General features: G+C 69.1%; 21 protein-coding genes. 15 read left to right on the top strand and 6 right to left on the bottom strand.

Annotation, left to right across the window (positions count from 1 at the left end; translation table 11 throughout):
* Positions 1–302: 302 nt before the first annotated feature.
* The 5 genes from mihF to metK all read left to right on the top strand — a co-directional run bounded on the left by mihF (position 303) and on the right by metK (position 4,201).
* Positions 303–620: an integration host factor, actinobacterial type gene (gene mihF / locus QN239_RS19430; RefSeq protein WP_011894593.1), complete on the top strand. Its 318-nt coding sequence runs from the start codon at positions 303–305 to the stop codon at positions 618–620.
* 19 nt (positions 621–639) lie between these two features.
* Complete coding sequence (gmk, locus tag QN239_RS19425) at positions 640–1,218, top strand: guanylate kinase (RefSeq protein ID WP_090358113.1); 579 nt, start codon at positions 640–642, stop codon at positions 1,216–1,218.
* A 109-nt stretch (positions 1,219–1,327) separates the two neighbouring features.
* Positions 1,328–1,618, top strand: a complete 291-nt coding sequence (gene rpoZ / locus QN239_RS19420; RefSeq protein ID WP_090358111.1) for a DNA-directed RNA polymerase subunit omega — start codon at positions 1,328–1,330, stop codon at positions 1,616–1,618.
* Positions 1,619–1,639: 21 nt separating this feature from the next.
* On the top strand, positions 1,640–2,881 hold the full coding sequence (coaBC, locus tag QN239_RS19415; RefSeq protein WP_499012788.1) for a bifunctional phosphopantothenoylcysteine decarboxylase/phosphopantothenate--cysteine ligase CoaBC: 1,242 nt from the start codon (positions 1,640–1,642) through the stop codon (positions 2,879–2,881).
* A gap of 111 nt (positions 2,882–2,992) precedes the next feature.
* Positions 2,993–4,201: a methionine adenosyltransferase gene (gene metK / locus QN239_RS19410; RefSeq protein WP_499012786.1), complete on the top strand. Its 1,209-nt coding sequence runs from the start codon at positions 2,993–2,995 to the stop codon at positions 4,199–4,201.
* Here the strand turns inward: metK and QN239_RS19405 are convergent.
* Both QN239_RS19405 and QN239_RS19400 read right to left on the bottom strand, forming a co-directional pair.
* On the bottom strand, positions 4,198–6,078 hold the full coding sequence (locus tag QN239_RS19405) for a pyruvate kinase (protein ID WP_499016868.1): 1,881 nt from the start codon (positions 6,076–6,078) through the stop codon (positions 4,198–4,200). The genes metK and QN239_RS19405 overlap by 4 nt on opposite strands.
* Before the next feature lie 8 nt (positions 6,079–6,086).
* Positions 6,087–6,704, bottom strand: coding sequence for a hypothetical protein (locus QN239_RS19400; RefSeq protein ID WP_499012784.1), 618 nt, complete (start codon positions 6,702–6,704; stop codon positions 6,087–6,089).
* A gap of 254 nt (positions 6,705–6,958) precedes the next feature.
* On the opposite strand from QN239_RS19400, the gene QN239_RS19395 reads away from it, so the two are divergent.
* Positions 6,959–7,642 carry a DUF5994 family protein gene (locus QN239_RS19395; protein WP_499012783.1) on the top strand — a complete coding sequence of 228 codons (684 nt, stop codon included), beginning with the start codon at positions 6,959–6,961 and terminating at the stop codon, positions 7,640–7,642.
* Here QN239_RS19395 and QN239_RS19390 read toward each other — a convergent pair.
* Positions 7,611–8,570, bottom strand: a complete 960-nt coding sequence (locus QN239_RS19390) for an alpha/beta hydrolase (protein WP_499012782.1) — start codon at positions 8,568–8,570, stop codon at positions 7,611–7,613. The genes QN239_RS19395 and QN239_RS19390 overlap by 32 nt on opposite strands.
* A gap of 3 nt (positions 8,571–8,573) precedes the next feature.
* The gene (locus tag QN239_RS19385) at positions 8,574–9,518 is read right to left on the bottom strand and encodes an alpha/beta hydrolase (RefSeq protein WP_499012780.1); all 945 of its coding nucleotides are present in this window, start codon (positions 9,516–9,518) and stop codon (positions 8,574–8,576) included.
* On the opposite strand from QN239_RS19385, the gene QN239_RS19380 reads away from it, so the two are divergent.
* From QN239_RS19380 to QN239_RS19340, 9 genes are all read left to right on the top strand, one after another.
* A complete protein-coding gene (locus tag QN239_RS19380) occupies positions 9,517–10,215 on the top strand; it encodes a lysoplasmalogenase (protein ID WP_499012778.1) in 699 nt (232 codons plus the stop codon). The genes QN239_RS19385 and QN239_RS19380 overlap by 2 nt on opposite strands.
* A gap of 38 nt (positions 10,216–10,253) precedes the next feature.
* Positions 10,254–12,200: a primosomal protein N' gene (locus QN239_RS19375; protein ID WP_499016867.1), complete on the top strand. Its 1,947-nt coding sequence runs from the start codon at positions 10,254–10,256 to the stop codon at positions 12,198–12,200.
* Positions 12,201–12,227: 27 nt separating this feature from the next.
* On the top strand, positions 12,228–14,045 hold the full coding sequence (locus tag QN239_RS19370) for a DUF2207 domain-containing protein (protein ID WP_499012776.1): 1,818 nt from the start codon (positions 12,228–12,230) through the stop codon (positions 14,043–14,045).
* Between the two features lie 7 nt (positions 14,046–14,052).
* A complete protein-coding gene (locus tag QN239_RS19365) occupies positions 14,053–14,589 on the top strand; it encodes a LemA family protein (RefSeq protein ID WP_499012775.1) in 537 nt (178 codons plus the stop codon).
* A 19-nt stretch (positions 14,590–14,608) separates the two neighbouring features.
* Complete coding sequence (fmt, locus tag QN239_RS19360; protein ID WP_499012774.1) at positions 14,609–15,544, top strand: methionyl-tRNA formyltransferase; 936 nt, start codon at positions 14,609–14,611, stop codon at positions 15,542–15,544.
* Positions 15,499–16,941: an RsmB/NOP family class I SAM-dependent RNA methyltransferase gene (locus tag QN239_RS19355; RefSeq protein ID WP_499016865.1), complete on the top strand. Its 1,443-nt coding sequence runs from the start codon at positions 15,499–15,501 to the stop codon at positions 16,939–16,941. The genes fmt and QN239_RS19355 overlap by 46 nt, the downstream gene beginning before the upstream one ends.
* A gap of 17 nt (positions 16,942–16,958) precedes the next feature.
* Complete coding sequence (gene rpe, locus QN239_RS19350; protein WP_090358087.1) at positions 16,959–17,666, top strand: ribulose-phosphate 3-epimerase; 708 nt, start codon at positions 16,959–16,961, stop codon at positions 17,664–17,666.
* A complete protein-coding gene (gene ribD, locus QN239_RS19345) occupies positions 17,663–18,670 on the top strand; it encodes a bifunctional diaminohydroxyphosphoribosylaminopyrimidine deaminase/5-amino-6-(5-phosphoribosylamino)uracil reductase RibD (RefSeq protein ID WP_499012772.1) in 1,008 nt (335 codons plus the stop codon). Before rpe ends, ribD begins: the two co-directional genes overlap by 4 nt.
* Before the next feature lie 124 nt (positions 18,671–18,794).
* Entirely contained in the window at positions 18,795–18,944 is a 150-nt protein-coding gene (locus QN239_RS19340) for a hypothetical protein (RefSeq protein ID WP_170847259.1), read from the top strand.
* 1 nt (position 18,945) lies between these two features.
* Here QN239_RS19340 and QN239_RS19335 read toward each other — a convergent pair whose 3' ends face one another.
* Together QN239_RS19335 and QN239_RS19330 are read right to left on the bottom strand one after the other, a co-directional pair.
* Positions 18,946–20,535 carry an MFS transporter gene (locus tag QN239_RS19335; RefSeq protein ID WP_499012771.1) on the bottom strand — a complete coding sequence of 530 codons (1,590 nt, stop codon included), beginning with the start codon at positions 20,533–20,535 and terminating at the stop codon, positions 18,946–18,948.
* Positions 20,535–21,260: an LppX_LprAFG lipoprotein gene (locus QN239_RS19330; protein ID WP_187095362.1), complete on the bottom strand. Its 726-nt coding sequence runs from the start codon at positions 21,258–21,260 to the stop codon at positions 20,535–20,537. Before QN239_RS19330 ends, QN239_RS19335 begins: the two co-directional genes overlap by 1 nt.
* Positions 21,261–21,331 lie beyond the last annotated feature (71 nt).

The raw sequence follows: 21,331 nt of genomic DNA, 5'->3' as shown, positions 1-21,331 counted from the left end.
AAACGCCGGACCGGCGACGGCGTCGCCCGCCCCTGGTGAACAGGAAAAGGCCCACCCGTAACGCAATAAGCCCTGGATATGCAGGTAGATCGCGTGCAGTGACGGTGGTCGCACCGTTGCGGGAGGCAGCTGCGGCGAACGCCGGGATCAGCCCGCGCGCGCCCTACACGCTGGTCTTTTGGCCCCATCAGCCGGGGGTGGGGTTAGCTTTCGTCAGGATGCGTGGGTACGGTCGTCGTCGCTGGCTGGTTACGTAATCCAGCCGTGATGAAACAACAGATGGCGAGAGACGGAGGAACCCCGTGGCCCTTCCCCAGTTGACCGACGAACAGCGCGCGGCAGCGTTGGAGAAGGCTGCTGCCGCACGTCGAGCGCGAGCCGAGTTGAAAGACCGGCTCAAGCGCGGCGGCACCAACCTCAAGCAGGTGCTTACCGACGCCGAGACCGATGAGGTCTTGGGCAAGATGAAGGTCTCCGCGTTGCTGGAGGCTTTGCCGAAGGTGGGCAAGGTCAAGGCTCAGGAGATCATGACCGAACTGGAGATCGCCCCGACGCGCCGCCTGCGCGGCCTCGGCGATCGTCAGCGCAAGGCCCTTCTGGAGAAGTTCGACTTCTCCTGAACACGGACCTGACGAACAAATGAAGAATGGTGGGGGGTCGGGCAGCGCCGCTGTCGTGGTGCTGTCCGGCCCATCCGCCGTCGGGAAGTCCACGGTGGTGCGCTGTCTGCGCGACCGGATTCCCGACCTGTATTTCAGTGTGTCGGTCACGACACGCGCGCCGCGACCCGGTGAGGTCGACGGCGTTGACTACCGCTTTGTCTCGACCGAGCAATTCCAGAATCTGATCGACGACGGCGAGCTGCTTGAGTGGGCCGAAATCCACGGCGGATTGCACCGCTCGGGGACACCCGCAGCACCCGTGCGTGAGGCGACCAGGGCTGGTGTGCCGGTGCTGATCGAGGTCGATCTGGCCGGTGCCCGCGCCGTGAAGGCCGCGATGCCCGAGGTCACCACCGTGTTCCTCGCGCCGCCCAGCTGGGAGGCGCTGGAGGAACGGCTGATCGGCCGGGGCACCGAGAGTCCCGAGGTGCAAGCCAGGCGGTTGGCCACGGCACGAGCCGAACTGGCCGCCCAGAAGGACTTCGATGTGGTGGTCGTCAACAGTCAATTGGAGTCGGCCTGCGCGGAATTGGTATCCTTGCTGGTGGCCCACTAACCGGACCGTGCCCAGACACGTTCCCAGGTCGTCACACAGACACCAACTGCATCTTCTCTAGCACTTAAATCTCAGGACTCCGTCCTGAAAACACTCCGGGAGAACCTTCGTGAGCACGCCTGTCGAGAACATCGACGCCGCCAATGCCTATGACACACCGCTGGGCATCACCAACCCGCCCATCGACGAGCTGCTCGACCGCGCGTCGAGCAAGTACGCCCTGGTGATCTACGCCGCCAAGCGGGCCCGCCAGATCAACGACTACTACAACCAGCTCGGCGACGGCATCCTGGAGTACGTCGGCCCGCTGGTGGAGCCGGGTCTGCAGGAGAAGCCGCTGTCGATCGCCATGCGTGAGATCCACGGCGACCTGCTCGAGCACACCGAGGGCGGCGAGTAACTCACGGCGGCGGCGCGAGACATGACCGACCGCAAGCGCATCGTCGTCGGCGTCGCCGGCGGTATCGCCGCCTATAAGGCGTGCACGGTCGTCCGCCAGCTGACCGAGGCCGGGCACTCCGTCCGCGTCGTCCCCACCGAGTCGGCTCTCAAATTCGTCGGCGCCGCCACCTTCGAGGCACTGTCGGGCAACCCGGTGCACACCGGCGTGTTCGAGAACGTCGACGAGGTGCCGCACGTCCGGATCGGCCAGGAGGCCGATCTGGTGGTGGTGGCCCCGGCCACCGCCGACCTGCTGGCTCGCGCGGTCGCCGGCCGCGCGGATGACCTGCTCACCGCGACCCTGCTGACCGCGCGCTGTCCGGTGCTGTTCGCCCCGGCCATGCACACCGAGATGTGGTTCCACCCCGCCACCGTGGACAACGTGGCCACGCTGCGCAGGCGGGGCAACGTCGTGCTCGAGCCCGCCTCCGGCCGGCTCACCGGCGCCGACACCGGTCCGGGCCGGCTGCCCGAGGCCGAAGAGATCACCACCCTGGCCGGCCTGCTGCTGGAGCGCGCGGATGCCCTGCCCTACGACCTGGCCGGGGTCAAGGCACTGGTGACTGCCGGCGGCACCCGTGAACCGCTGGACCCGGTCCGGTTCATCGGCAACCGCAGCTCCGGGAAACAGGGTTATGCGATGGCCCGGGTGTTGGCCCAGCGGGGCGCCGAGGTGACCCTCATCGCCGGTAACACCACGGGCCTCATCGATCCGGCCGGTGTGCACGTGGTGCACATCGGCTCGGCCAGTCAACTGCGTGACGCAGTGTCCAAACACGCCCCGGACGCCGGTGTGCTGGTGATGGCTGCGGCCGTCGCGGATTTCCGGCCGGCGCAGGTGGCGACCGCCAAGATCAAGAAGGGTGGCGCCGGCGAGCCCAGCTCCATCGACCTGGTGCGCAACGATGACGTCCTGGCCGGTGCGGTGGCGGCCCGCACCGAAGGCCAATTGCCGAATATGCGGGCCATCGTCGGGTTCGCGGCCGAGACCGGCGATGCCAACGGCGACGTGCTGTTCCATGCGCGTACCAAACTGAAGCGCAAGGGCTGCGATCTGCTCGTGGTCAACGCCGTCGGCGACGGTAAGGCCTTCGAGGTGGACGACAACACCGGCTGGCTGCTGGCCGCCGACGGCACCGAGTCGGCTCTGCCACACGGGTCGAAGACTTTGATGGCCAGCCGTATCGTGGACGCGATCGGTGCGTTCCTGAGGACGGAGTGATCCCGCTGGCATCAACCTGCGGGTAAGGCTTGCGTCGGCCCGGGGGGTGCGGGTTGGCTGCCAGTGAGCGTGTATACGATTCGACTACCTAACTACTTGGAGGATGACACTGTGAGCGCAGGTCGGCTGTTTACCAGCGAGTCGGTCACCGAAGGACACCCCGACAAGATCTGTGACGCCATCAGCGATTCGATCCTCGACGCGTTGCTGGCCGTCGATCCCAAGTCGCGCGTGGCGGTCGAGACAGCCGTCACCACCGGCCAGGTGCATGTCATCGGTGAGGTGACCACCTCGGCCAAAGAGGCGTTCGCCGATATCAACAACATCGTGCGCGAACGCATCCTGGAGATCGGCTACGACTCCTCGGAGAAGGGCTTCGACGGCGCGACCGCCGGCGTCAACATCGGTATCGGCCGCCAGTCGCCCGATATCGCCCAGGGCGTCGACACCGCACACGAGACCCGCGTCGAGGGTGCCGGCGATCCGTTGGACCTGCAGGGTGCCGGCGATCAGGGCCTGATGTTCGGCTACGCCATCAAGGACACCCCGGAGCTCATGCCGCTGCCCATCGCGCTGGCGCACCGGTTGGCCCGCCGGCTCACCGAGGTCCGCAAGAGCGGAGTGCTGGACTACCTGCGCCCGGACGGCAAGACCCAGGTCACCGTGCAGTACGACGGCACCACCCCGGTGCGACTGGACACGGTCGTACTGTCCACCCAGCACGCCGCCGGTATCGACCTGGACAGCACCCTGGCCCCCGATATCCTGGAAAAGGTCGTCAACACCGTGCTGGCAGACCTCGATCACGCCACGCTGGACACCTCCGATTTCCGGCTGCTGGTCAACCCGACCGGCAAGTTCGTGCTCGGCGGCCCGATGGGCGACGCCGGCCTGACCGGCCGCAAGATCATCGTCGACACCTACGGCGGCTGGGCCCGTCACGGCGGTGGCGCGTTCTCGGGCAAGGATCCGTCGAAGGTGGACCGCTCGGCCGCGTACGCGATGCGCTGGGTGGCCAAGAACGTCGTCGCGGCCGGCCTCGCCGAGCGCGTCGAGGTGCAGGTCGCCTATGCGATCGGCAAGGCGGCCCCGGTCGGTCTGTTCGTCGAGACGTTCGGGTCCGAGACCGTCGACCCGGCCCGGATCGAGAAGGCCATCACCGCGGTGTTCGACCTGCGGCCCGGTGCCATCGTCCGCGACCTGGATCTGCTGCGTCCCATCTACGCACCGACCGCCGCGTACGGCCACTTCGGCCGCACCGATATCGAGCTGCCGTGGGAGCAACTCAACAAGGTCGAGGAACTGCAGGCTTCCGTCTAGCCGTCACAGCGCTCGGGCCGCCACGAGTGCAGGGACGGCAACAGGGCCGTCTTCTTGTAGTGATGGTCCGCCATGCGTTTGAGGATGTCGTCGAGGACGCCGACGGCGTCCTCGATGTGCGGTCCCTTGTTCAACATCACGCACTCCGCGCGTTCGCTCATCGCGGCGTCGCTGATCTCGGCTCGTGACGGATTGCCGGTCCTGGCGAGTTGTTCGAGTACCTGGGTCGCCCAGATCACGGGCAGGTGCGCCGCTTCGCACAGCCACATGATCTCCTCCTGCAATTCGGCGAGGCGTTCGTAGCCACACTCCACGGCCAGATCGCCCCGCGCGATCATCACTCCGACGCGTGGGTGCCGCATGAGGGTGAGCAGCAGTTGCGGAAGGTGCTCGAACGCCTGGCGCGTCTCGACCTTGAGCACCACTCCCAGTGATCGGCCACCGAGGCGCGCCAGCTCATCGAGTAGCCGTGCGATATCGGAAGGTTCACGCACGAAGGACATCTCGACCAGATCGGCCAGCTCCACCACGGCCGCCAGGTCCGCGACATCCTTGTCGGTCAGTGCGGGGATTGCGAGTTCGATGCCGGGTACGTTCACCCCCTTGCCGGCGCGCAGACGCGACCCGCCGTCGGCGGCGTGCTCGATATGCAGACGCAGTACCGCAGGCCCGGCGCCGACGATCGTGCCCCGTATCCGGCCGTCGTCGAGGTGCACCGTGTGTCCGACGCGCGCGCGGTCGAACAGTTCGGGCAGGGTGCAGCCGATCCGGGGAACCCCGCCGTCCAGGACGGGCGCGGGCGAGCAATCCTTGGTCAGTTCGAGGATGTCACCGCGATGCAGGACCAGGCTCTGCTCGATAGGGGGGATATCAGCCAGCGGCGCGGCATCCTGGTCACCCTCGACCTGCAGCATCGTCGCGGCGCCGAGGTAGGTGGTCCGCTCGAAGGTGGCGACGAATCCCTCAGGTGCGCTTGGCGATCGGCCCGCGGAGCTCAGCACCATCCGGCGCTTGGCGCCGCGGGTGTCAATCAGATGCACGACGTCCCCGTCGTGGCGGCGGGTGAGCCACTGTTCGCTCACCGGTAGTGACACCATGCCCGGTTCCGTTGGTGCGGTGGGGGATTCGGCTGCGGTCAACCATGCCCTCGCTACGCCGACGACCTGACCGAGGGCGTTCTTGGGGGGTTTCAGCTTCACCACCCGCGGTCCCGGCTCAAGCGGGCCGGTCCGCAACTTGGGGCCACCCAGGTCCATGGCGATCATGCATGTCCGGCCGGTACTCGCGGCCGCCTGAGCGACGTGCTGCGCCATGGCACGCCACGCCGTCGCCTCGTCGTGCGCGCAGTTGATGCGTGCCACATTCATGCCCTGCTCGACCAACCTGCGCACCAGGGGGGCGTCGGTCGCCGCCGCCGGCGGCAGCGTGACCATGATGCGGGTTGCGCGATCGGCTGGGTCGGGTCCGAGCAACTCCCGCGTTCGCTGCTGCAACAGTTCCGGGCCCTGGTTGACCGGCACTCCAGCCACGATCGGCTGATGCCACACGTCGTCGAGCGTGGCGCAGATCGCCGCCCTGACCAAGTGCAGGGTGGCCTCGACATGTGGTTCGCTACGGCCCAGCGACGACAGTCCGAACGCCGACAGCCGGGCCTGCAGGTCGCGCAGATCGCATTGCCGTATCGCCCAGTAATGCACCATGTTTCGAGCGCTGGACTGGTACTGCGGCGCCACGTCCGCGAGCCAGTGCGACCATGTCGACTCGGCCTCCGGTAATCGTCGCAGCAGGGCGTCCACGTCGTCGCGGATCTCAAGCAACTGCAGCCGGACGTTCTCGCCGTCGCTCCGCGTCTGCGGCACGGGGTCATCACCGACCATGGTGGCCACTACCGGCTGCCTGGTACGTGTGCGGGGTGTGGCGGTAGGCATGCTTCGGCGTCATTCTTGATCTGCTGCAGCGTGGCCCGCAGGATGTGGGCCACGAATGGCCGGATGAACCACCAGTACCGCAAGAATCGGCGGCGCGAGCCGGGGTCGGTGGTCGACGTGCGGCACTCGTAACTCAACAACGAGGCCGACTCGCCGTACGGGCGCACCGACAGGTTCGCCGCGATCTTCCCCCAACCCGATTCGGCGAAGCTGCGGAACTCCTCCGGGGCAACCGGATGCCATTCGATGACGGGTTGCCAGAATCTTCCCACCGCACCGAAGGCAAACTCGCGGTCCGGCTGCACGCCGAGCACCGTCCATCCCGGTAGCGCCATGTCCTCAAGTACCAAGCGGGGCAAGGGCGCAGGGCTGCGCCCCGTCAATCGGGCGGGCAGCCCGCGAATCCAGAACGACAGTGTGAGCAGCGGCGTGCGCACGGTGAGCAGGTCCAACTTCCGAACGGCGGTGAAGGTGGTTCCCGGATCCGCCTCGACCACCGTGTGTTCGGCGATCACGACGTCATAGGTGGGCATCGCCGATTCGATCAACATTCGATGGATGTCGGCAGCGGCCACGCCCTAATCATCGACCGAGCCTGCGGGGCGTACCTAGGGTCCAAAGTCCCGATGTCGGGTGTTCTGCGTCACGTATCGGAGCCCTGCGCTTTGCTGATTCCGGGTCCCCGGGAAGCGGGCTATCTATTGGCGAAAAATGTTCAGGGACAGGTTGTTTGCCGTTCATCTGTAGTTCGGGTAAGGGTGTGGGAGAACGGCCGCATTAGGGACTTTGGACCATAGACCCGGCGAAACCGCTCACGCATGCTGGGCACATGAATGACACCTTGTCTCGGTTACGGCTGACGGGAAGACGAGCTCCGTCCGAGCACATCGACGGCGCGTGGTGGCCGACGTCGAAACGATTGGCAGACGAACTTCCCGCCCTGATGGCCGCGGTGAGTGACGCCATGCCGCACATCGCCATGGTGGGTTACCGTCGCGATGGCTGGATCGCCCCGCCGAGTCTCACGCTCGACGGCGCACACCCGGTGGAGCTGTTGGAGTTCGTCAGCAGCGAGCCGCCCACGCTGATCCTGATCGGCGAGGACGGCCACCACCTGACTTTGCGCGTCATCGATCCCGACACCGACGAGGGCCAGGCGCAGCGGTCGCTGGCCGAGATCCCCCGACGGACCGCGGATATCGCGTCGGCGGGCGGAGTACATGCCCGCTCGGTCCACGAGGTGGCGAAGAAACTAGCCGAACACGAGGGCCGCAACGACCCCGCACGCGACGCCCAGATCCTGCAATGGTGCGAGGATGCCGCCGTCCAGTTCGACGAGGCCCGCATCCAGACGTTCGTGCCCATTCTGGTCGAGCACATCGTCAACAATCGGATCCACGAGGAACATCACTCAGCGGTACCCCACCCGTCTGCCGAGGTGGACAAGACCCCGTCGATGTCGGGCGGCGCGGGTGATCCGCCTACCTGTGCAGCGCCGCCCGCAGGGCGGTGAGCCCGCGCTCGGTGGCCTCGGTCGCCGCGGGGGAGGCCAACGCCAGGCTGACGTACCCGTGCACCATCGTCGGTTCATTGCTGTACTGCACGGGAACCCCAGCGGCGGTGAGCAGTTCGGCGTATCTGCCGCCGTCGTCGCGCAGCGGGTCATGCCCGGCGGTGCCGATGAACGCCGGTGCCAGGCCGGCCAGCGATGCGGCGTTGGCCGGCGCCACATCGGTGGGCAGCGCGGCCGGATCGTCGAGATCGACCCCCGGCAGATACCAACTCAGGAACGCGTCGCTGACCGCCTGGTTGAGGATGTAGGCGTCGGCGTTCTCATGGAAGGACGGGGCGTTGCGGTCACCGACGGCGACCGGGTACCACAGCAGCTGGAACACCAGAGCCGGCCCGCCGGCGTCGCGGGCCCGCAGCGCCATCACGGCCGAGAAGTTGCCACCCGCGGAGTCGCCGGCCACCGCGATGCGCGCCGGGTCGCCGCCCAGCTCGGCGGCATGCTCGCTCACCCACCGCAGCGCCGCCCAGGCATCCTCGACACCCGCCGGGAACGGATGCTCCGGTGCCAGCCGGTAGTCGACCGAGACGACGATGGCCTCGGCACCGACCGCATGGGCCCTGGCCACGTGGTCGTGGGTATCCAGGTCGCCGATCGCCCAGCCGCCGCCGTGGTAGTACACGACCACCGGCAGATCGTCGTGCTGCTCCACCGGCGGCCAGTAGATCCGCACCGGGATATCGGTGAGCTCCCCGTATCCGACGGTGCGTTCCTCGATCCGCAGCTGCGGGAGCAGTGCCGACGGCGGTTTCACCGCCCGCAGTCGCTCGCGGGCCAGCTCCACCCCGTCCTCCTGGGTGAACTCCAGGGGCACGGCATCGAGCAGGGCCTTCAGGTTCGGATCGACATCGGGCCTCGTCGTGGACGTCATACGTCAGGCTAACGCGGCCCGCAGCGCGGCCAACCCGCGGTCGACGGCGTCGGTCGCGGCCGGCACCACCCCGTGATAGCCGAGGTAACCGTGCACCAGGGTCTGGGCGAGGTGGACCTCGGCGGGCACACCCGCGGACTCCAGCAACTCGCCGTAGCGCACACCGTCGTCGCGCAGCGGGTCGTAGCCCGCGACCGCGATATAGGCGGGTGCCACCCCGGTCAGGGATTCGGCGCGGGCCGGGACCAGCGTGGCCGGTGGGTTGCGCAGGTCGGTGTCGCCGGCGTACAGCAGGGAGAACCCGCCGATATCCCCCCGGCCCAGGATCGGGGCGTTTGCGTTCTCGCGGAACGAGGGGAGTGAGGTGTCCCAGGTGGTGGCCGGGTACCACAGCAGCTGCAACCGCAACGGGATGCCGGCATCGCGGGCCAGCAGCGCCACCACGGCCGCCAGGTTGCCGCCGGCCGAATCACCGGCCACGGCAAGGCGTTCCGGATCGGCCCCGAGCTCACCGGCGTGGGCGGCCACCCATTGCGTCACCGCCCAGACATCGTCGACGGCGGCCGGATACGGATGCTCGGGGGCCAGCCGGTAGTCCACCGACACCACCACCGCGCCGGTGGCGACGGCGTGTTCGCGTGCGGTGCCGTCATAGCTGTCCAGGTCGCCGACCACCCAGCCGCCGCCGTGGAAGAAGAGGGTCACCGGCGGGCGGGAGCGGAGCGACTCGGACTCTGGTGTGTCGGGCCAGTAGATCCGGACCGGCACGTCCGCGATGGTGCGGTCCTCGGTCTGCAGGTCCGGGTGCACCGGGCGGCGCGGCAACGCGCGGAACCGTTCCCGGGCCGCCTCCGGACCACCGTCCATGGTCAATTGGAACGGCACCGCTTCCAGTACCTTTTCCAGAATGGCGTCCAGGGCGGGTCTGTCGGTACCGGATTCAGGCATGGCAACACCGTACGCAGCGCGCGCGACCCGGCTGCTGTGGGTGCTGGCGCTGGTCGCGGGTGCGGGCTACGGCGTCTTTCTGGTGACGGTGGCGGCCCGGGTCCCCGCCGGCGCCGAACTGACCGGGCAGTTCGCGCTGCAACCCGCGGTCAAGGCCAGTGCGGCCGTGCTGCTCGCGGCGGCGGCACTGTGGCACCCGGTCGCCCGGGAGCGGCGCTGGCTGGTGCCGGCGCTGGGCTTCTCCGCGGCCGGGGACTTCCTGTTGGCCCTGCCGTGGTGGCCGCCGTCGTTCGTGCTGGGCCTGGCGGCCTTCCTGCTGGCCCACCTGTGCTTCCTGACCGCGTTGTACCCCTTGGCGCGGCGCAGTCCGGCGCGCCTGGCGGCCGCCGCGGCGGTGCTCGTCGCATGCGTGGCGCTGCTGGTGTGGTTCTGGCCGAGTCTGCTCGCGCAGGGGATGGCGGTACCCGTGGTGGTCTATATCGGTGTGCTGGGCGCGATGGTGTGTGCCGCGCTGCTGGCCCGGCTGCCGACGCCGTGGACGGCGCTGGGGGCGGTGTGCTTCGCGGTGTCCGACGGGATGATCGGCATCAGCAAGTTCGTGCTGGGGTCCGAAAAACTGGCGGTGCCGATCTGGTGGGCCTACTGCGCGTCGCTGTTGTTGATCACCGCCGGCTTCTTCTTCGGCCGCGAGCGGTGATACCCGCCGAGCACGAGCCGATCGCCCGGGTGCTGCCGATGCTGTCGGTACCGCACCTGGATCGCGAATTCGACTATCTGGTGTCCGCCGACCAGTCCGATGACGCCCAGCCCGGGGTCCGGGTCCGGGTCCGTTTCCATGGTCGGCTGGTGGACGCCTTCGTTCTCGAAAGACGTTCCGACACCGATCATTCCGGGAAACTCGGTTGGCTGGACCGGGTGGTCTCGGCCGAACCTGTGCTGACCCCTGAGGTGCGGCGGCTGGTCGACGCGGTGGCCGCCCGCTACGCGGGCACCCGGGCCGATGTGCTGCGGCTGGCCGTGCCGCCGCGGCACGCCCGGGCCGAGAAGCAGGTGACCGCCGAGCTGCCGCCGTTGGCCGAGCGGGTCATCGACGAATCCGCCTGGGAGGCGTACGGGCGCGGCGGCCAGTTCCTGGCCGCGATCCGGGAGGGCCGCGCCGCGCGTGCGGTGTGGCAGGCGCTGCCGGGGGAGAAGTGGGCGCAGCGGCTCGCCGAGGCGGCCGCGGCGGCTGTGCAGGGCGGGCGCGGTGCGCTCATCGTGGTACCGGATCAGCGCGATGTCGACGCGGTGCACACCGCTGCCCTCGAACTGCTGGCAGAACCCGAGGTGGTCGCGCTGTCCGCGGGGCTCGGCCCGTCGCAACGGTACCGTCGCTGGCTTTCGGTGCTGCGCGGTCAGGCCCGGCTGGTGATCGGCACCCGCAGTGCGGTGTTCGCCCCGGTCGCCGACCTCGGCCTGGTGGCCATCTGGGACGACGGTGACGACACCCTGTCCGAACCGCGGGCCCCGTACCCGCATGCCCGTGAGGTCGCCATGCTGCGCGCCCATCAACTGCGCTGCGCGGCACTGCTCGGCGGTTACGCCAGAACGGCCGAGGCGCACGCCCTGGTACGCAGCCGCTGGGCCCATGACCTGGTGGCCACCCGGGCGGTGGTGCGGGCCCGGGCCCCGCGGGTGGTCGCGGTCGACGACAGTGCATTCGACCAGGAGCGCGACCCCGCGGCGCGCACCGCGCGGGTCCCGTCGATGGCACTGCGGGCGGCCCGCACGGCGCTTGCGGCCGGGCATCCGGTACTGGTGCAGGTGCCGCGCCGCGGGTACATCCCGGCACTCGCGTGCGCCCGGTGCCGCACCGTGGCCCGCTGCCGGCACTGCACCGGGCCGATGTCACTGCCCGACCGCGACGCCCACGGTGCGGTGTGTCGCTGGTGTGCCCGCACCGAACTGTCGCTGCGGTGCGTCAGTTGCGGATCGGATGCGGTGCGCGCCGTCGTGGTCGGGGCTCGCCGCACCGCCGAGGAACTGGGCCGTGCGTTGCCCGGGTCGGTGGTCGTCACCTCAGGTGGCGATTCGGTGCTGTCCACGGTGCGCGAGGGCCCGGCCGTCGTCGTCGCCACACCGGGTGCCGAGCCCATCGCCCCGGGTGGTTACGGGGCCGCGCTGCTGCTGGACGGCTGGGCGCTGCTGGGCCGCCAGGATCTGCGCGCGGCCGAGGACGCCCTGCGCCGCTGGATGGCCGCGTCCGCCCTGGTGCGCAGCCGCGCCGACGGCGGCATGGTGGCCGTCATCGCCGAGTCGGTGATTCCCACTGTGCAATCACTGATCCGCTGGGATCCCTTGGGCCATGCCGAAACCGAGCTCGAGGCCCGCACCGAGGTGGGGCTGCCGCCGGCCGTGCACCTCGCGGTGCTCGACGGGACCCCCGACGCCGTCGCCGCCCTGCTGGACGCCACCACGCTGCCCGCCGGCGCCGAACCGCTCGGACCGGTGGACCTGCCGCCGGGCGCCCGTCGGCCGCCCGGTGTCGCGGTGGACAGTCCGATCAGCCGGATGCTGGTGCGGGTGCCCCGTGACACCGGCCTGGAACTCGCCGCCGCCCTGCGCAAGGCGATCAACACGATGTCCGCCCGCCACGATCAGCAGCCGGTACGTGTGCAAATCGACCCTTTGCACATAGGGTAGGGCACAGCCAATGCACAGGAGGTGGGTATGGGGCGACTGTTCCGATGGTCGATCCTGTTGGTGCTCATCATGTTTGGCTTCCTGTGGCCGGTGATCTTCAGCGGCGGCGCTGGCTCCGCGAGCACTGTCGACGACCCGGTGGAGATCGCCGACTACACCGCCTCTTACACGGTGGATGCTGCCGGCCGGCTCGAAGCGGTGGAGACCATCACCGGCGAGTTCCCCAGTGGCCGGCATGGCATCTTCCGCTACTGGGACGTCGCCAACCCCAACAGCCCCCGGGTACGCCAGGTGCCGCAGATCGAGTCGATCCTGATGGACGGCGAGCCCGCGCCGTACCGGATGCTGTGGGAGGACGGCGAGCGGTTCCGGGTGGCCAAGATCGGCTCGCCGGACGTCACCCTGGACTGGGGCAGGCATGTCTTCGAGATCCGCTACCACATCGACGGGGTACTGGACCCGGGAAAGGTGGGCGCGGACAAGCATTTCGCGTCGACGACCGGCCGGCCGCCGGCCGAGACCGCCTTCTACTGGAACGTGATCGCGCCGTCCTGGAACAACATCATCCACCGGGTGAACATCACGGTGACGCTGCCGGCGAAGGTCGTCGGTGCCCAGTGCTCGGTGGGTTACGGCACCGGGCGCGAGTGCACCGATCTGACGGTGCGCGGTGACACGGTCACGCTGCGGGCCACCGGATTGCAGCCCCGCACCCCGGTCACCCTGCGTGCCGGTATCGACATGCCCACCCCGGCGCGCACCGAACTGCTGTGGCCCTACCAGTACGACCGGGTGCTCGGGCAGTCGCCGGTCCGCGTGGTCGTGCTGATCGGGTTGGCGGTGCTCGCCGGTGCGGCCGCGGTGTGGGCCCACCGCACCACGGTGGAGCCCGCGCCGGGATTTCCGCTGCAGTACGCGCCCCCGCCCGGCCTGGGGCCGGTGCAGTGCGAATACATCCGCACCGAGGCCGTCCCGAAAGACGGTCTGACGGCGACGCTGTTCTATCTGGCCGAGCGCAAGCTGGTGGATCTGCGCCAGGTCAACCAGAAGCAGTGGAACGTGACCGGTATCGCCAAACCCGCCGACTGGGCGGACGTGGACCAGGTGAGCGTGGCGGTCGGTTCGGCGCTCAAAGTCATCGGGCAGGGCACCGAGTTCCAGGCCAAGAAGACGGCCACGGCGGGTAAGAAGCTCAGCAAGGCCAAGACCGATATGACCGAGGCTGTCCGCGAATGGGCGACCGACGACGGTCTGGTGGTCAAACGCCGGAAGGAACTGTGGGTGCGCGCGGCCAACGCGGTCGCGGCGATCCTGATGGTGTGCGGTTTCTTCCGGTGGGGTTTCCCGATCACGCTGTGGGCGTTGCCGTTCGTGGTGTTCTTCCTGCTGTCGGTGCGTTCGTGGGCCGCCGGTGTCGGCAGCCGGCGCACCGAGGCCGGGCGTCAACTGTGGTCGCAGGCCGGTGGTTTTCACCGCTTGCTGGCCACGGACTCGGCCGAGACGCGTTTCGACTTCGCGGCCCGCAAGGACCTCTACACCGCCTATGTGCCGTTCGCGGTGGCCGCCGGAGTCGCGGCGCTGTGGGCGCAGAAGTATCAGACGGCGACGGGAGTGGTTGCCCCGCAGCCGGATTGGTATCACTCGTCCTCGGATTCGTCGCGTGACTCGGCATCATTCTCCGGCTCGTCGGGACCGAATTTCGACAGTTTCGAATCGGCGTTGTCCTCGTCGATCGGTGCATACACCGCATCGCAGTCATCGTCCTCCTCGAGTGGCAGCAGTAGCAGCAGCTCCAGCGGGGGTGGCGGCGGCGGTGGCGGCGGCGGTGGCGGAGGTTCGTGGTGAGGAAAACATGGTGAGATTCCTGCTGATCTTGGTGCTGCTGCTCGCGGTGGCGGTGCTGATCGGATTCGTGGCGGGTTACAACAAGTTGCGCGGCGCGGATATCCGGGTGGCCGAGGCACTGTCCGGTATCGATGTCGAGTTGACCCGGCGGGCCGCCCTGATCCCCAGCCTGGTGCACACCGTCGGGTCGTTCGCCGCCCATGAGAAGGCGATCCTCGACCACGTGACGGATGCGCGCGCCGAACTGACCGCGGCCACCACCGGAACGTCGGTGACCCAGCGCAGCGCCGCCGAGCGGCACCTGGACGATGCGGTCGGTCAGGTGCTTGCGCTGGGGCAGAGCTACCCGCAGCTCAACTCGTCGAGCAACTTCCTGGATCTGCAGCGCAATCTCACCGACACCGAGAACAAGCTGGCCTTCGCCCGGCAGTACTACAACGATGCGGTGGCCACCGTGAATCGGCTGATCGCCACCATGCCGTGGATGTTCGTCGCGCCGCTGGCCGGGGTGAGCGAGCGGGAGTTCTATCAGGCGCCGCGCTAGCGGGCCCTAGACTGTCTCGGTGCGTCTCGTCTTCGCCGGTACTCCGGAACCCGCGCTACCGTCGCTGCGGAAGCTCATCGACTCACCTCGTCACCAGGTGGTCGCCGTGCTCACCCGCCCGGACGCCGCGGCCGGACGGCGCGGCACCCCGGCGCCGTCGCCGGTGGCGCAGCTGGCGGCCGAACACGGTATTCCCGTCCTCAAACCGGCCAAGCCCAACAGCGGTGAATTCGTATCGGAGCTGGCCGAATTCGGGCCGGAGGCGTGTGCGGTCGTGGCCTACGGTGCCCTGCTGCGCGACGAACTGCTCGCGGTGCCCACCCACGGCTGGATCAATCTGCACTTCTCCCTGCTGCCGGCCTGGCGCGGCGCGGCGCCGGTGCAGGCCGCGATCGCCGCCGGCGACACGGTGACCGGGGCGACCACGTTCCTGATCGAACCGGCACTGGATTCCGGACCCGTGTACGGGGTGGTGACCGAAACCATCCGGCCGACCGATACGGCGGGCGACCTGCTCGACCGTCTCGCCGTCTCCGGCGCCGGTCTGCTGGAAGCCACCATGGACGGGATCGCCGACGCCACGCTGGTGCCCAAGCCGCAGCCGGCTGACGGAATCACCGTGGCGCCCAAGATCACCGTCGAAGAGGCCCGGGTGCGCTGGGAGCTGCCGGCCCACGTCGTGGACCGCCGGATCCGCGCCGTGACACCCAACCCAGGCGCCTGGACCACGATCGGTGACACCCGCCTCAAGGTCGGGCCGGTGACCGTGGACCAGGACCGACAGGGCGAGCCCCTGGCCCCCGGACAGTTCGAGGTGGGCCGCCGCGATGTGTGGGTTGGCAGCGGATCACAGGCGTTGCGGCTCAGCTGGATTCAGCCGCCCGGAAAGAAACCGATGAAGGCTGCGGACTGGGCACGCGGTGCCCGGCTCGACGAGGAGACGCGCGCACAATGAGCCGGTACCACGACCAGAACAAGCCCAAGCAACGCAAGGGGCCGCCGCGCAAGCCGCTGGACCCGGCCCGGCGGGCTGCCTTCGATGTGCTGCGCGCGGTCAGCGAGCGCGACGCGTATGCCAACCTCGCCCTGCCGGCCCTGCTGCGTGAGCGCGGGCTTTCCGGCCGGGACGCGGCGTTCGCCACCGAACTCACCTACGGCACGTGCCGGACCCGCGGTCTGCTCGACGCCGTGATCGCCGCCGCGGCGGGCCGGCCGGTCGACCAGATCGACCCGGTGCTGCTGGATCTGCTGCGCCTGGGTACCTATCAGCTGCTGCGCACCCGGGTTGACGCGCATGCTGCGCTGGACACCACCGTCGATCAGGCCGGCATCGAATTCGACACGGCGCGAGCCGGTTTCGTCAACGGTGTGCTGCGCACCATCTCCGAACGCGATGAGCAGTCCTGGTTGGCCGAGATCGCCCCGCCGGCGGCGTCGGATCCGGTGGGCCACGCCGCCCTGGTGCATGCCCATCCCCGCTGGGTGGCCCAGGCGTTCGTCGATGCGCTCGGCGCCGACGCCGGGGAATTGGACGAGCTGCTGGCCAGTGACGATGCGCGACCCGTCGTGCACCTGGCGGCCCGGCCCGGGGTACTCACCGCCGCCGAGTTGGCGGCTCAGGTGGACGGCACCGTGGGCCGGTACTCGCCGTACGCGGTGTATCTGACCGGCGGCGACCCAGGTGAGCTGACGGCGCTGCGCGACCGCGCCGCCCAGGTCCAGGACGAGGGCTCACAGCTGGTGGCCCGCGCGCTGACCCTGGCCCCGCTGGAGGGCGAGGACGGCGGCCGCTGGCTGGATCTGTGTTCCGGGCCCGGCGGTAAGACGGCACTGCTCGCGGCACTCGCGGGCGACCATGCCACGGTGACGGCGGTCGAACCCACGCCGCACCGGGCCGAGCTGGTCGAGCACAACACCGTCGGCCTGGGCGTGCGCGTGCTGCGCGTCGACGGTCGCGAATCCGGGCTGGAACCGGGCAGCTTCGACCGCGTGCTGGTGGACGCACCGTGCACCGGGCTGGGTGCACTGCGGCGCCGGCCCGAGGCGCGGTGGCGCCGTCAACCCGGGGATGTGCCTGCGTTGGGCAAACTGCAGAAGGAACTGCTGGCCGCGGCGATCACCTTGACCCGTCCGGGCGGGGTGGTGCTGTACGCCACCTGCTCACCGCACCTGGCCGAAACAGTGGGCGTGGTCGCCGACGCACTGCGCCGCCGGCCCGTGCAGGCGCTGGACACCCGCGAACTGTTCGAAGGGGTGGACCGCCTCGGCGACGGGCCGTACGTACAGCTGTGGCCGCACCGGCACGGCACCGACGCGATGTTCGCGGCTGCCTTGCGGGTGAACGAAGCCTGACCAGTACGCTAACCGGCATGGCAGGCCCCTCTCCCGTCGCTTCGCTCGCCCCAGCCCCGCTCATCGCGCCGTCCATTCTGTCCGCCGATTTCGCCCGGCTGGCCGACGAAGTCGCCGCGGTGGCCGGGGCGGACTGGCTGCACGTCGATGTGATGGACAACCATTTCGTCCCGAACCTGACGCTGGGCCTTCCGGTGGTGGAGAGCCTGCTCAAGGTGACCGATATCCCGATGGACTGCCATCTGATGATCGAGAACCCCGAGCGCTGGGCCCCGCCCTACGCCGAGGCGGGTGCCTACAACGTCACCTTCCACGCCGAGGCGACCGACAATCCGGTGGCGGTGGCCCGGGATATCCGCGCGGCGGGCGCCAAGGCCGGACTGAGCGTGAAGCCGGGCACCCCGATCGACCCCTATCTGGAGATCCTGCGCGATTTCGACACGCTGCTGGTGATGTCGGTCGAGCCGGGCTTCGGTGGACAGAGCTTCATCCCCGAGGTACTGGCCAAGGTCGGCATTGTGCGCCGTCTCGTGGATGCCGGGGAGCTGCGGATCGTGGTGGAGATCGACGGCGGGATCAACGCCGACACCATCGAGGCCGCCGCCGAGGCGGGTGTGGACTGTTTCGTGGCCGGTTCGGCGGTGTACAACGCCGACGATCCCGCGGAGGCGGTGCGGCGGTTGCGCGCCCAGGCGGCAGCGGCGTCGGGCCATCTGACCCTATGACGTTCGAGGCCGCCATGCGCCAGGCCATCGAGTGCTCCGAGCAGGTGAAGGGGACCACGTACCCGAATCCTCCTGTGGGCGCGGTGATCCTGGACGCCGACGGGCAGGTGGCCGGTATCGGTGCCACCGAACCGCCAGGCGGTGCGCACGCGGAGGTGGTGGCGCTGCGGGGGGCGGGGGAGCGCGCCCGCGGCGGTACCGCGGTGGTCACCCTCGAGCCGTGCAACCACCACGGGCGAACCCCGCCGTGTGTGGACGCCCTGCTGGCCTCCGGTGTGGCCCGGGTGGTCTATGCGGTCGGCGATCCCAACCCCGAGGCGGCCGGTGGTGCCCAGCGCCTCGGTGCGGCCGGTGTCGAGGTCGTCGGCGGTGTGCTCGAGGCCGAGGTCGCCGCCGGCCCGCTGCGTGAGTGGCTGCACAAGCAGCGCACCGGAATGCCGCACGTCACATGGAAATTCGCGACGAGCGTGGACGGGCGCAGTGCGGCGGCCGACGGCAGCAGCCAATGGATCACCAGTGCTGCTGCGCGACTGGATGTGCACCGGCACCGCGCGGCGGTGGATGCCGTCGTGGTGGGCACCGGCACCGTGTACATCGACGATCCGACCCTCACCGCACGGCTGCCCGACGGCACCCTGGCCGAGAACCAGCCGCTGCGCGTGGTGGTCGGCGAGCGTGAGATCTCACCGGAATCCAATGTGCTCAACGATGATTCGCGCACGATGGTGATCCGGACCCGTGATCCCCACGAGGTCATGCGGGCGCTATCGGACCGGACCGCGGTGCTGGTGGAGGGCGGACCGACGCTGGCCGGGGCGTTCCTGCGGGCCGGGGTGATCGACCGGATCCTGGCCTATGTGGCGCCGATCCTGCTGGGTGGACCGATCACCGCCGTCGACGATGTCGGCGTGCTCAGTATTGCGGGGGCCCAGCGCTGGCGGTTCGACGGCGTCGACACGATCGGCCCCGACGTACGACTGAGCCTGGTTCCCCAGGTTTCCTGACGTTCCCCTTGTGAGCGACGGCACAGTTGCCCGGTCGGGGCCCCCGTGAAAATCGGCACGCCGGTACAATTTTGGCAAAGCACTGTCATCGCCGAGACACGCAGCGTGAACAAGGACGGAGACCATGACTGCCCTGCAGGACTGGCTCGGTATCGCCCCGCTGGCCCAGCGCACCGTGCGGTCATTCGTTTCGGGCGCGCTCCGTGCCACCACGCCGGCAGCACCGCCGCGCCGCGAGCCCAAGGCCATGCGGCGCGGCGTCGAGCGCTGCTGACCTACTTGGCGTGCCGCGGCGTGTCGGCCACGGGTTCGCTTGCTTCCGAATCGGTTTCGTCCTGATCGGCATGCTCGTTGCGGCCACTGACGAACAGTGCGAACGCCGCACCCACCACACACACCACCGCGGTGATCAGGAAAATGCTGGCGTACTGCATGGTGTAGGCCTCTTTGGTCGCCTGTCCCAGGCGCGCGCCCTGCGCGATGAGGATGCCGCCGGGCGTGTCGGCCTTCGGCGCGGGCAACGCGGCCAGTCGCTCCTGCAGATACTGGTTGAACTTGTAGAGGCCCCAGGCGCTCAGCGCGGCGATGCCGATGAGCATGCCGATCATCCGGGCGACAACCACTGCAGCCGAGGCGATCCCGTGTTCGGCGGCGGGCACCACGCGCAGGGTTGCCGAGGTCAGTGGACCGATCACCAGGCCCAGTCCGAGGCCGGCGATGGCCAGGTCGGTGCCGAATGTCGGGAGCGCGACGAAGCCCAGATCGTGATGTGCGGACAGCACATTGGTGTCCCAGTGTGACACCAGCCAATAGGCGAACGCGGCGATCAGCAGACCGACGAACGCCACCGAGCGGTCGCCGATCCGGGTGGCCACCCAGCCGCCTATCAGGGCGCCGATGGGCAGGGCGCCGAGGAACCACAGCAGCAGGAACACCGCTTCGTCCTGGCTCTTGCCCAGCACACCCTGGCCGAACAGTTCGACGTTGACCAGCGTGACCATCAGGGCGGCGCCGGCGCACAACGAGGCGCCGAGGGCGGCCAGGAATGGGCGGAAGTGCACTCCCGCCGGTTCGATCAGCCGGGTCTTGGCGAACTTCTCCCAGACGAAGAAGCCGACGGCCACCACCAGGGCGGCGATCAGGACGGGCGGCCCGTAGCTGGGCAGCACCTGCTTGCCGTCGGGGGACTGGTTGTACATGCCGACGACGGCGAGACCCAGCGCGACGGCCAGCAGCACGCCGCCGACCACGTCGATCTTCTCGGGCTCTTTGCTGCGGTCCCGCGACGGCAGGCTGAACTGGATCAGCACCATTGCGATGAGGACCAGCGGCACGTTGATCCAGAACACGTCGCGCCACGTGCTCAGCGCCCACACCACGGCCAGGCCGTAGAGCGGTCCGAGCACGCTGCCCAGTTCCTGGGCGGCGCCGATTCCGCCGAGCACGGTGGCCCGGTTACGGGCCGACCACAGATCGGCGGCCAGGGCGAGGGTCACCGGCAACAGCGCGCCGCTGGCGGTGCCCTGGATGACACGGCCGATGACCAGCATGGTCAGGTCGGTGGACAGCGCGGTCACCACCGACCCGACGGCGAAGCCGATCAGACTGGCCTGTAGCAGCAGCTTGCGGCCGAACCGGTCCGAGGCCCGGCCCAACAGCGGCATCGCGGCGATATAGCCCAGCAGGTACCCGGTGATGATCGGGGTGACCTGCTGAATCTGGTTCAGCGGGATGCCGATACCCGCGGGTGGGGCCGCCATGATGTCGCGGATCACCGCGATGACGACGTAGGTGTCGAGCGCTCCGAGCAGAACCGCCAGGCCGCCCGCGCCGATCGCGAGGCTGCGGTTGGTGCGGGCCGGCATCAGGCGGCGGGTTTGTCGACGGTGACGGTCTTACCCCAGTCCGACAGCGTCATCTGAATGCTCTTGCCCTCGGCGATGTCGAACTTGACCTGCTGCAGCTGGTGGTCGCCGTCCTCGCGGATCCAGGCGGTGCCGGGGATCGGTCCGGTGACCTTCAGTGCCGGAGCGATCTTGTTCATGGCGTCCGCGGGCACGGTCCCGGTGATCTTCACGGCGTCGGCGCCGTTGACCGACTCGCGGCCCTCGGCCTTGGCATCGGTGAAGCTGCTCAGGATGTTGGCCAGCCCGTTCTCCGGGCTCAGGATCGTCGAGATGTCGTAGATGTCGGCGGCGGGCCCGAAGTTCTCCATCGCGCCACCGGCGGTGATGGCCCCGTACAGGTTTCCGTCGGACACCACGAACTTGACGTCGGACAGCTTCTGGCCGAGGAACATGATGTCGGCCTTGCCCTGCGCGGCGACCGCGGGCTTGAGGGTCATGTCACCGGTGAGGATCGTGATCGGGAGCGACTTGATGTCCCCGGTCGTCGTCAGCACCACGTGCGCGCTCGTCTGGGCGCGGGTGGTGTCGGCGGACTGCTTCAGCAGCGTCGTGGCGTCGGGGAGTGGCGCGTTGTTGGCCTTCGGTGAGGACGAGCACCCGACGAGTCCCAGCGCGGCCAGGAATACGGCCAGGAAGGGGATCAGGAAACGGAAATGGCTGGCACGGCGTTGGCGCGTCTGCATAACCAGCATCGTATAGGTGCGGCCGGGATGGCCTGGTTCTACACCGATCACATCCCACTAACCTGGTAACC

Origin of the sequence: Mycolicibacterium sp. Y3, from assembly GCF_051188035.1 — a bacterium.
GTDB lineage: Bacteria > Actinomycetota > Actinomycetes > Mycobacteriales > Mycobacteriaceae > Mycobacterium > Mycobacterium fluoranthenivorans.
This window is presented reverse-complemented; position numbering and strand designations above follow the sequence as displayed.

What these genes read in the sequence shown, in the direction of transcription:
- gmk (WP_090358113.1), top strand. Translation starts at nt 640, where the DNA reads ATGAAGAATGGTGGGGGGTCGGGCAGCGCCGCTGTCGTGGTGCTGTCC.
- coaBC (WP_499012788.1), top strand. Translation starts at nt 1,640, where the DNA reads ATGACCGACCGCAAGCGCATCGTCGTCGGCGTCGCCGGCGGTATCGCC.
- QN239_RS19405 (WP_499016868.1), bottom strand. Translation starts at nt 6,078, where the DNA reads ATGGTCGGTGATGACCCCGTGCCGCAGACGCGGAGCGACGGCGAGAAC.
- QN239_RS19395 (WP_499012783.1), top strand. Translation starts at nt 6,959, where the DNA reads ATGAATGACACCTTGTCTCGGTTACGGCTGACGGGAAGACGAGCTCCG.
- QN239_RS19390 (WP_499012782.1), bottom strand. Translation starts at nt 8,570, where the DNA reads ATGACGTCCACGACGAGGCCCGATGTCGATCCGAACCTGAAGGCCCTG.
- QN239_RS19380 (WP_499012778.1), top strand. Translation starts at nt 9,517, where the DNA reads ATGGCAACACCGTACGCAGCGCGCGCGACCCGGCTGCTGTGGGTGCTG.
- QN239_RS19385 (WP_499012780.1), bottom strand. Translation starts at nt 9,518, where the DNA reads ATGCCTGAATCCGGTACCGACAGACCCGCCCTGGACGCCATTCTGGAA.
- QN239_RS19375 (WP_499016867.1), top strand. Translation starts at nt 10,254, where the DNA reads ATGCTGTCGGTACCGCACCTGGATCGCGAATTCGACTATCTGGTGTCC.
- QN239_RS19370 (WP_499012776.1), top strand. Translation starts at nt 12,228, where the DNA reads ATGGGGCGACTGTTCCGATGGTCGATCCTGTTGGTGCTCATCATGTTT.
- QN239_RS19365 (WP_499012775.1), top strand. Translation starts at nt 14,053, where the DNA reads ATGGTGAGATTCCTGCTGATCTTGGTGCTGCTGCTCGCGGTGGCGGTG.
- rpe (WP_090358087.1), top strand. Translation starts at nt 16,959, where the DNA reads ATGGCAGGCCCCTCTCCCGTCGCTTCGCTCGCCCCAGCCCCGCTCATC.
- ribD (WP_499012772.1), top strand. Translation starts at nt 17,663, where the DNA reads ATGACGTTCGAGGCCGCCATGCGCCAGGCCATCGAGTGCTCCGAGCAG.
- QN239_RS19340 (WP_170847259.1), top strand. Translation starts at nt 18,795, where the DNA reads ATGACTGCCCTGCAGGACTGGCTCGGTATCGCCCCGCTGGCCCAGCGC.
- QN239_RS19335 (WP_499012771.1), bottom strand. Translation starts at nt 20,535, where the DNA reads ATGCCGGCCCGCACCAACCGCAGCCTCGCGATCGGCGCGGGCGGCCTG.
- QN239_RS19330 (WP_187095362.1), bottom strand. Translation starts at nt 21,260, where the DNA reads ATGCAGACGCGCCAACGCCGTGCCAGCCATTTCCGTTTCCTGATCCCC.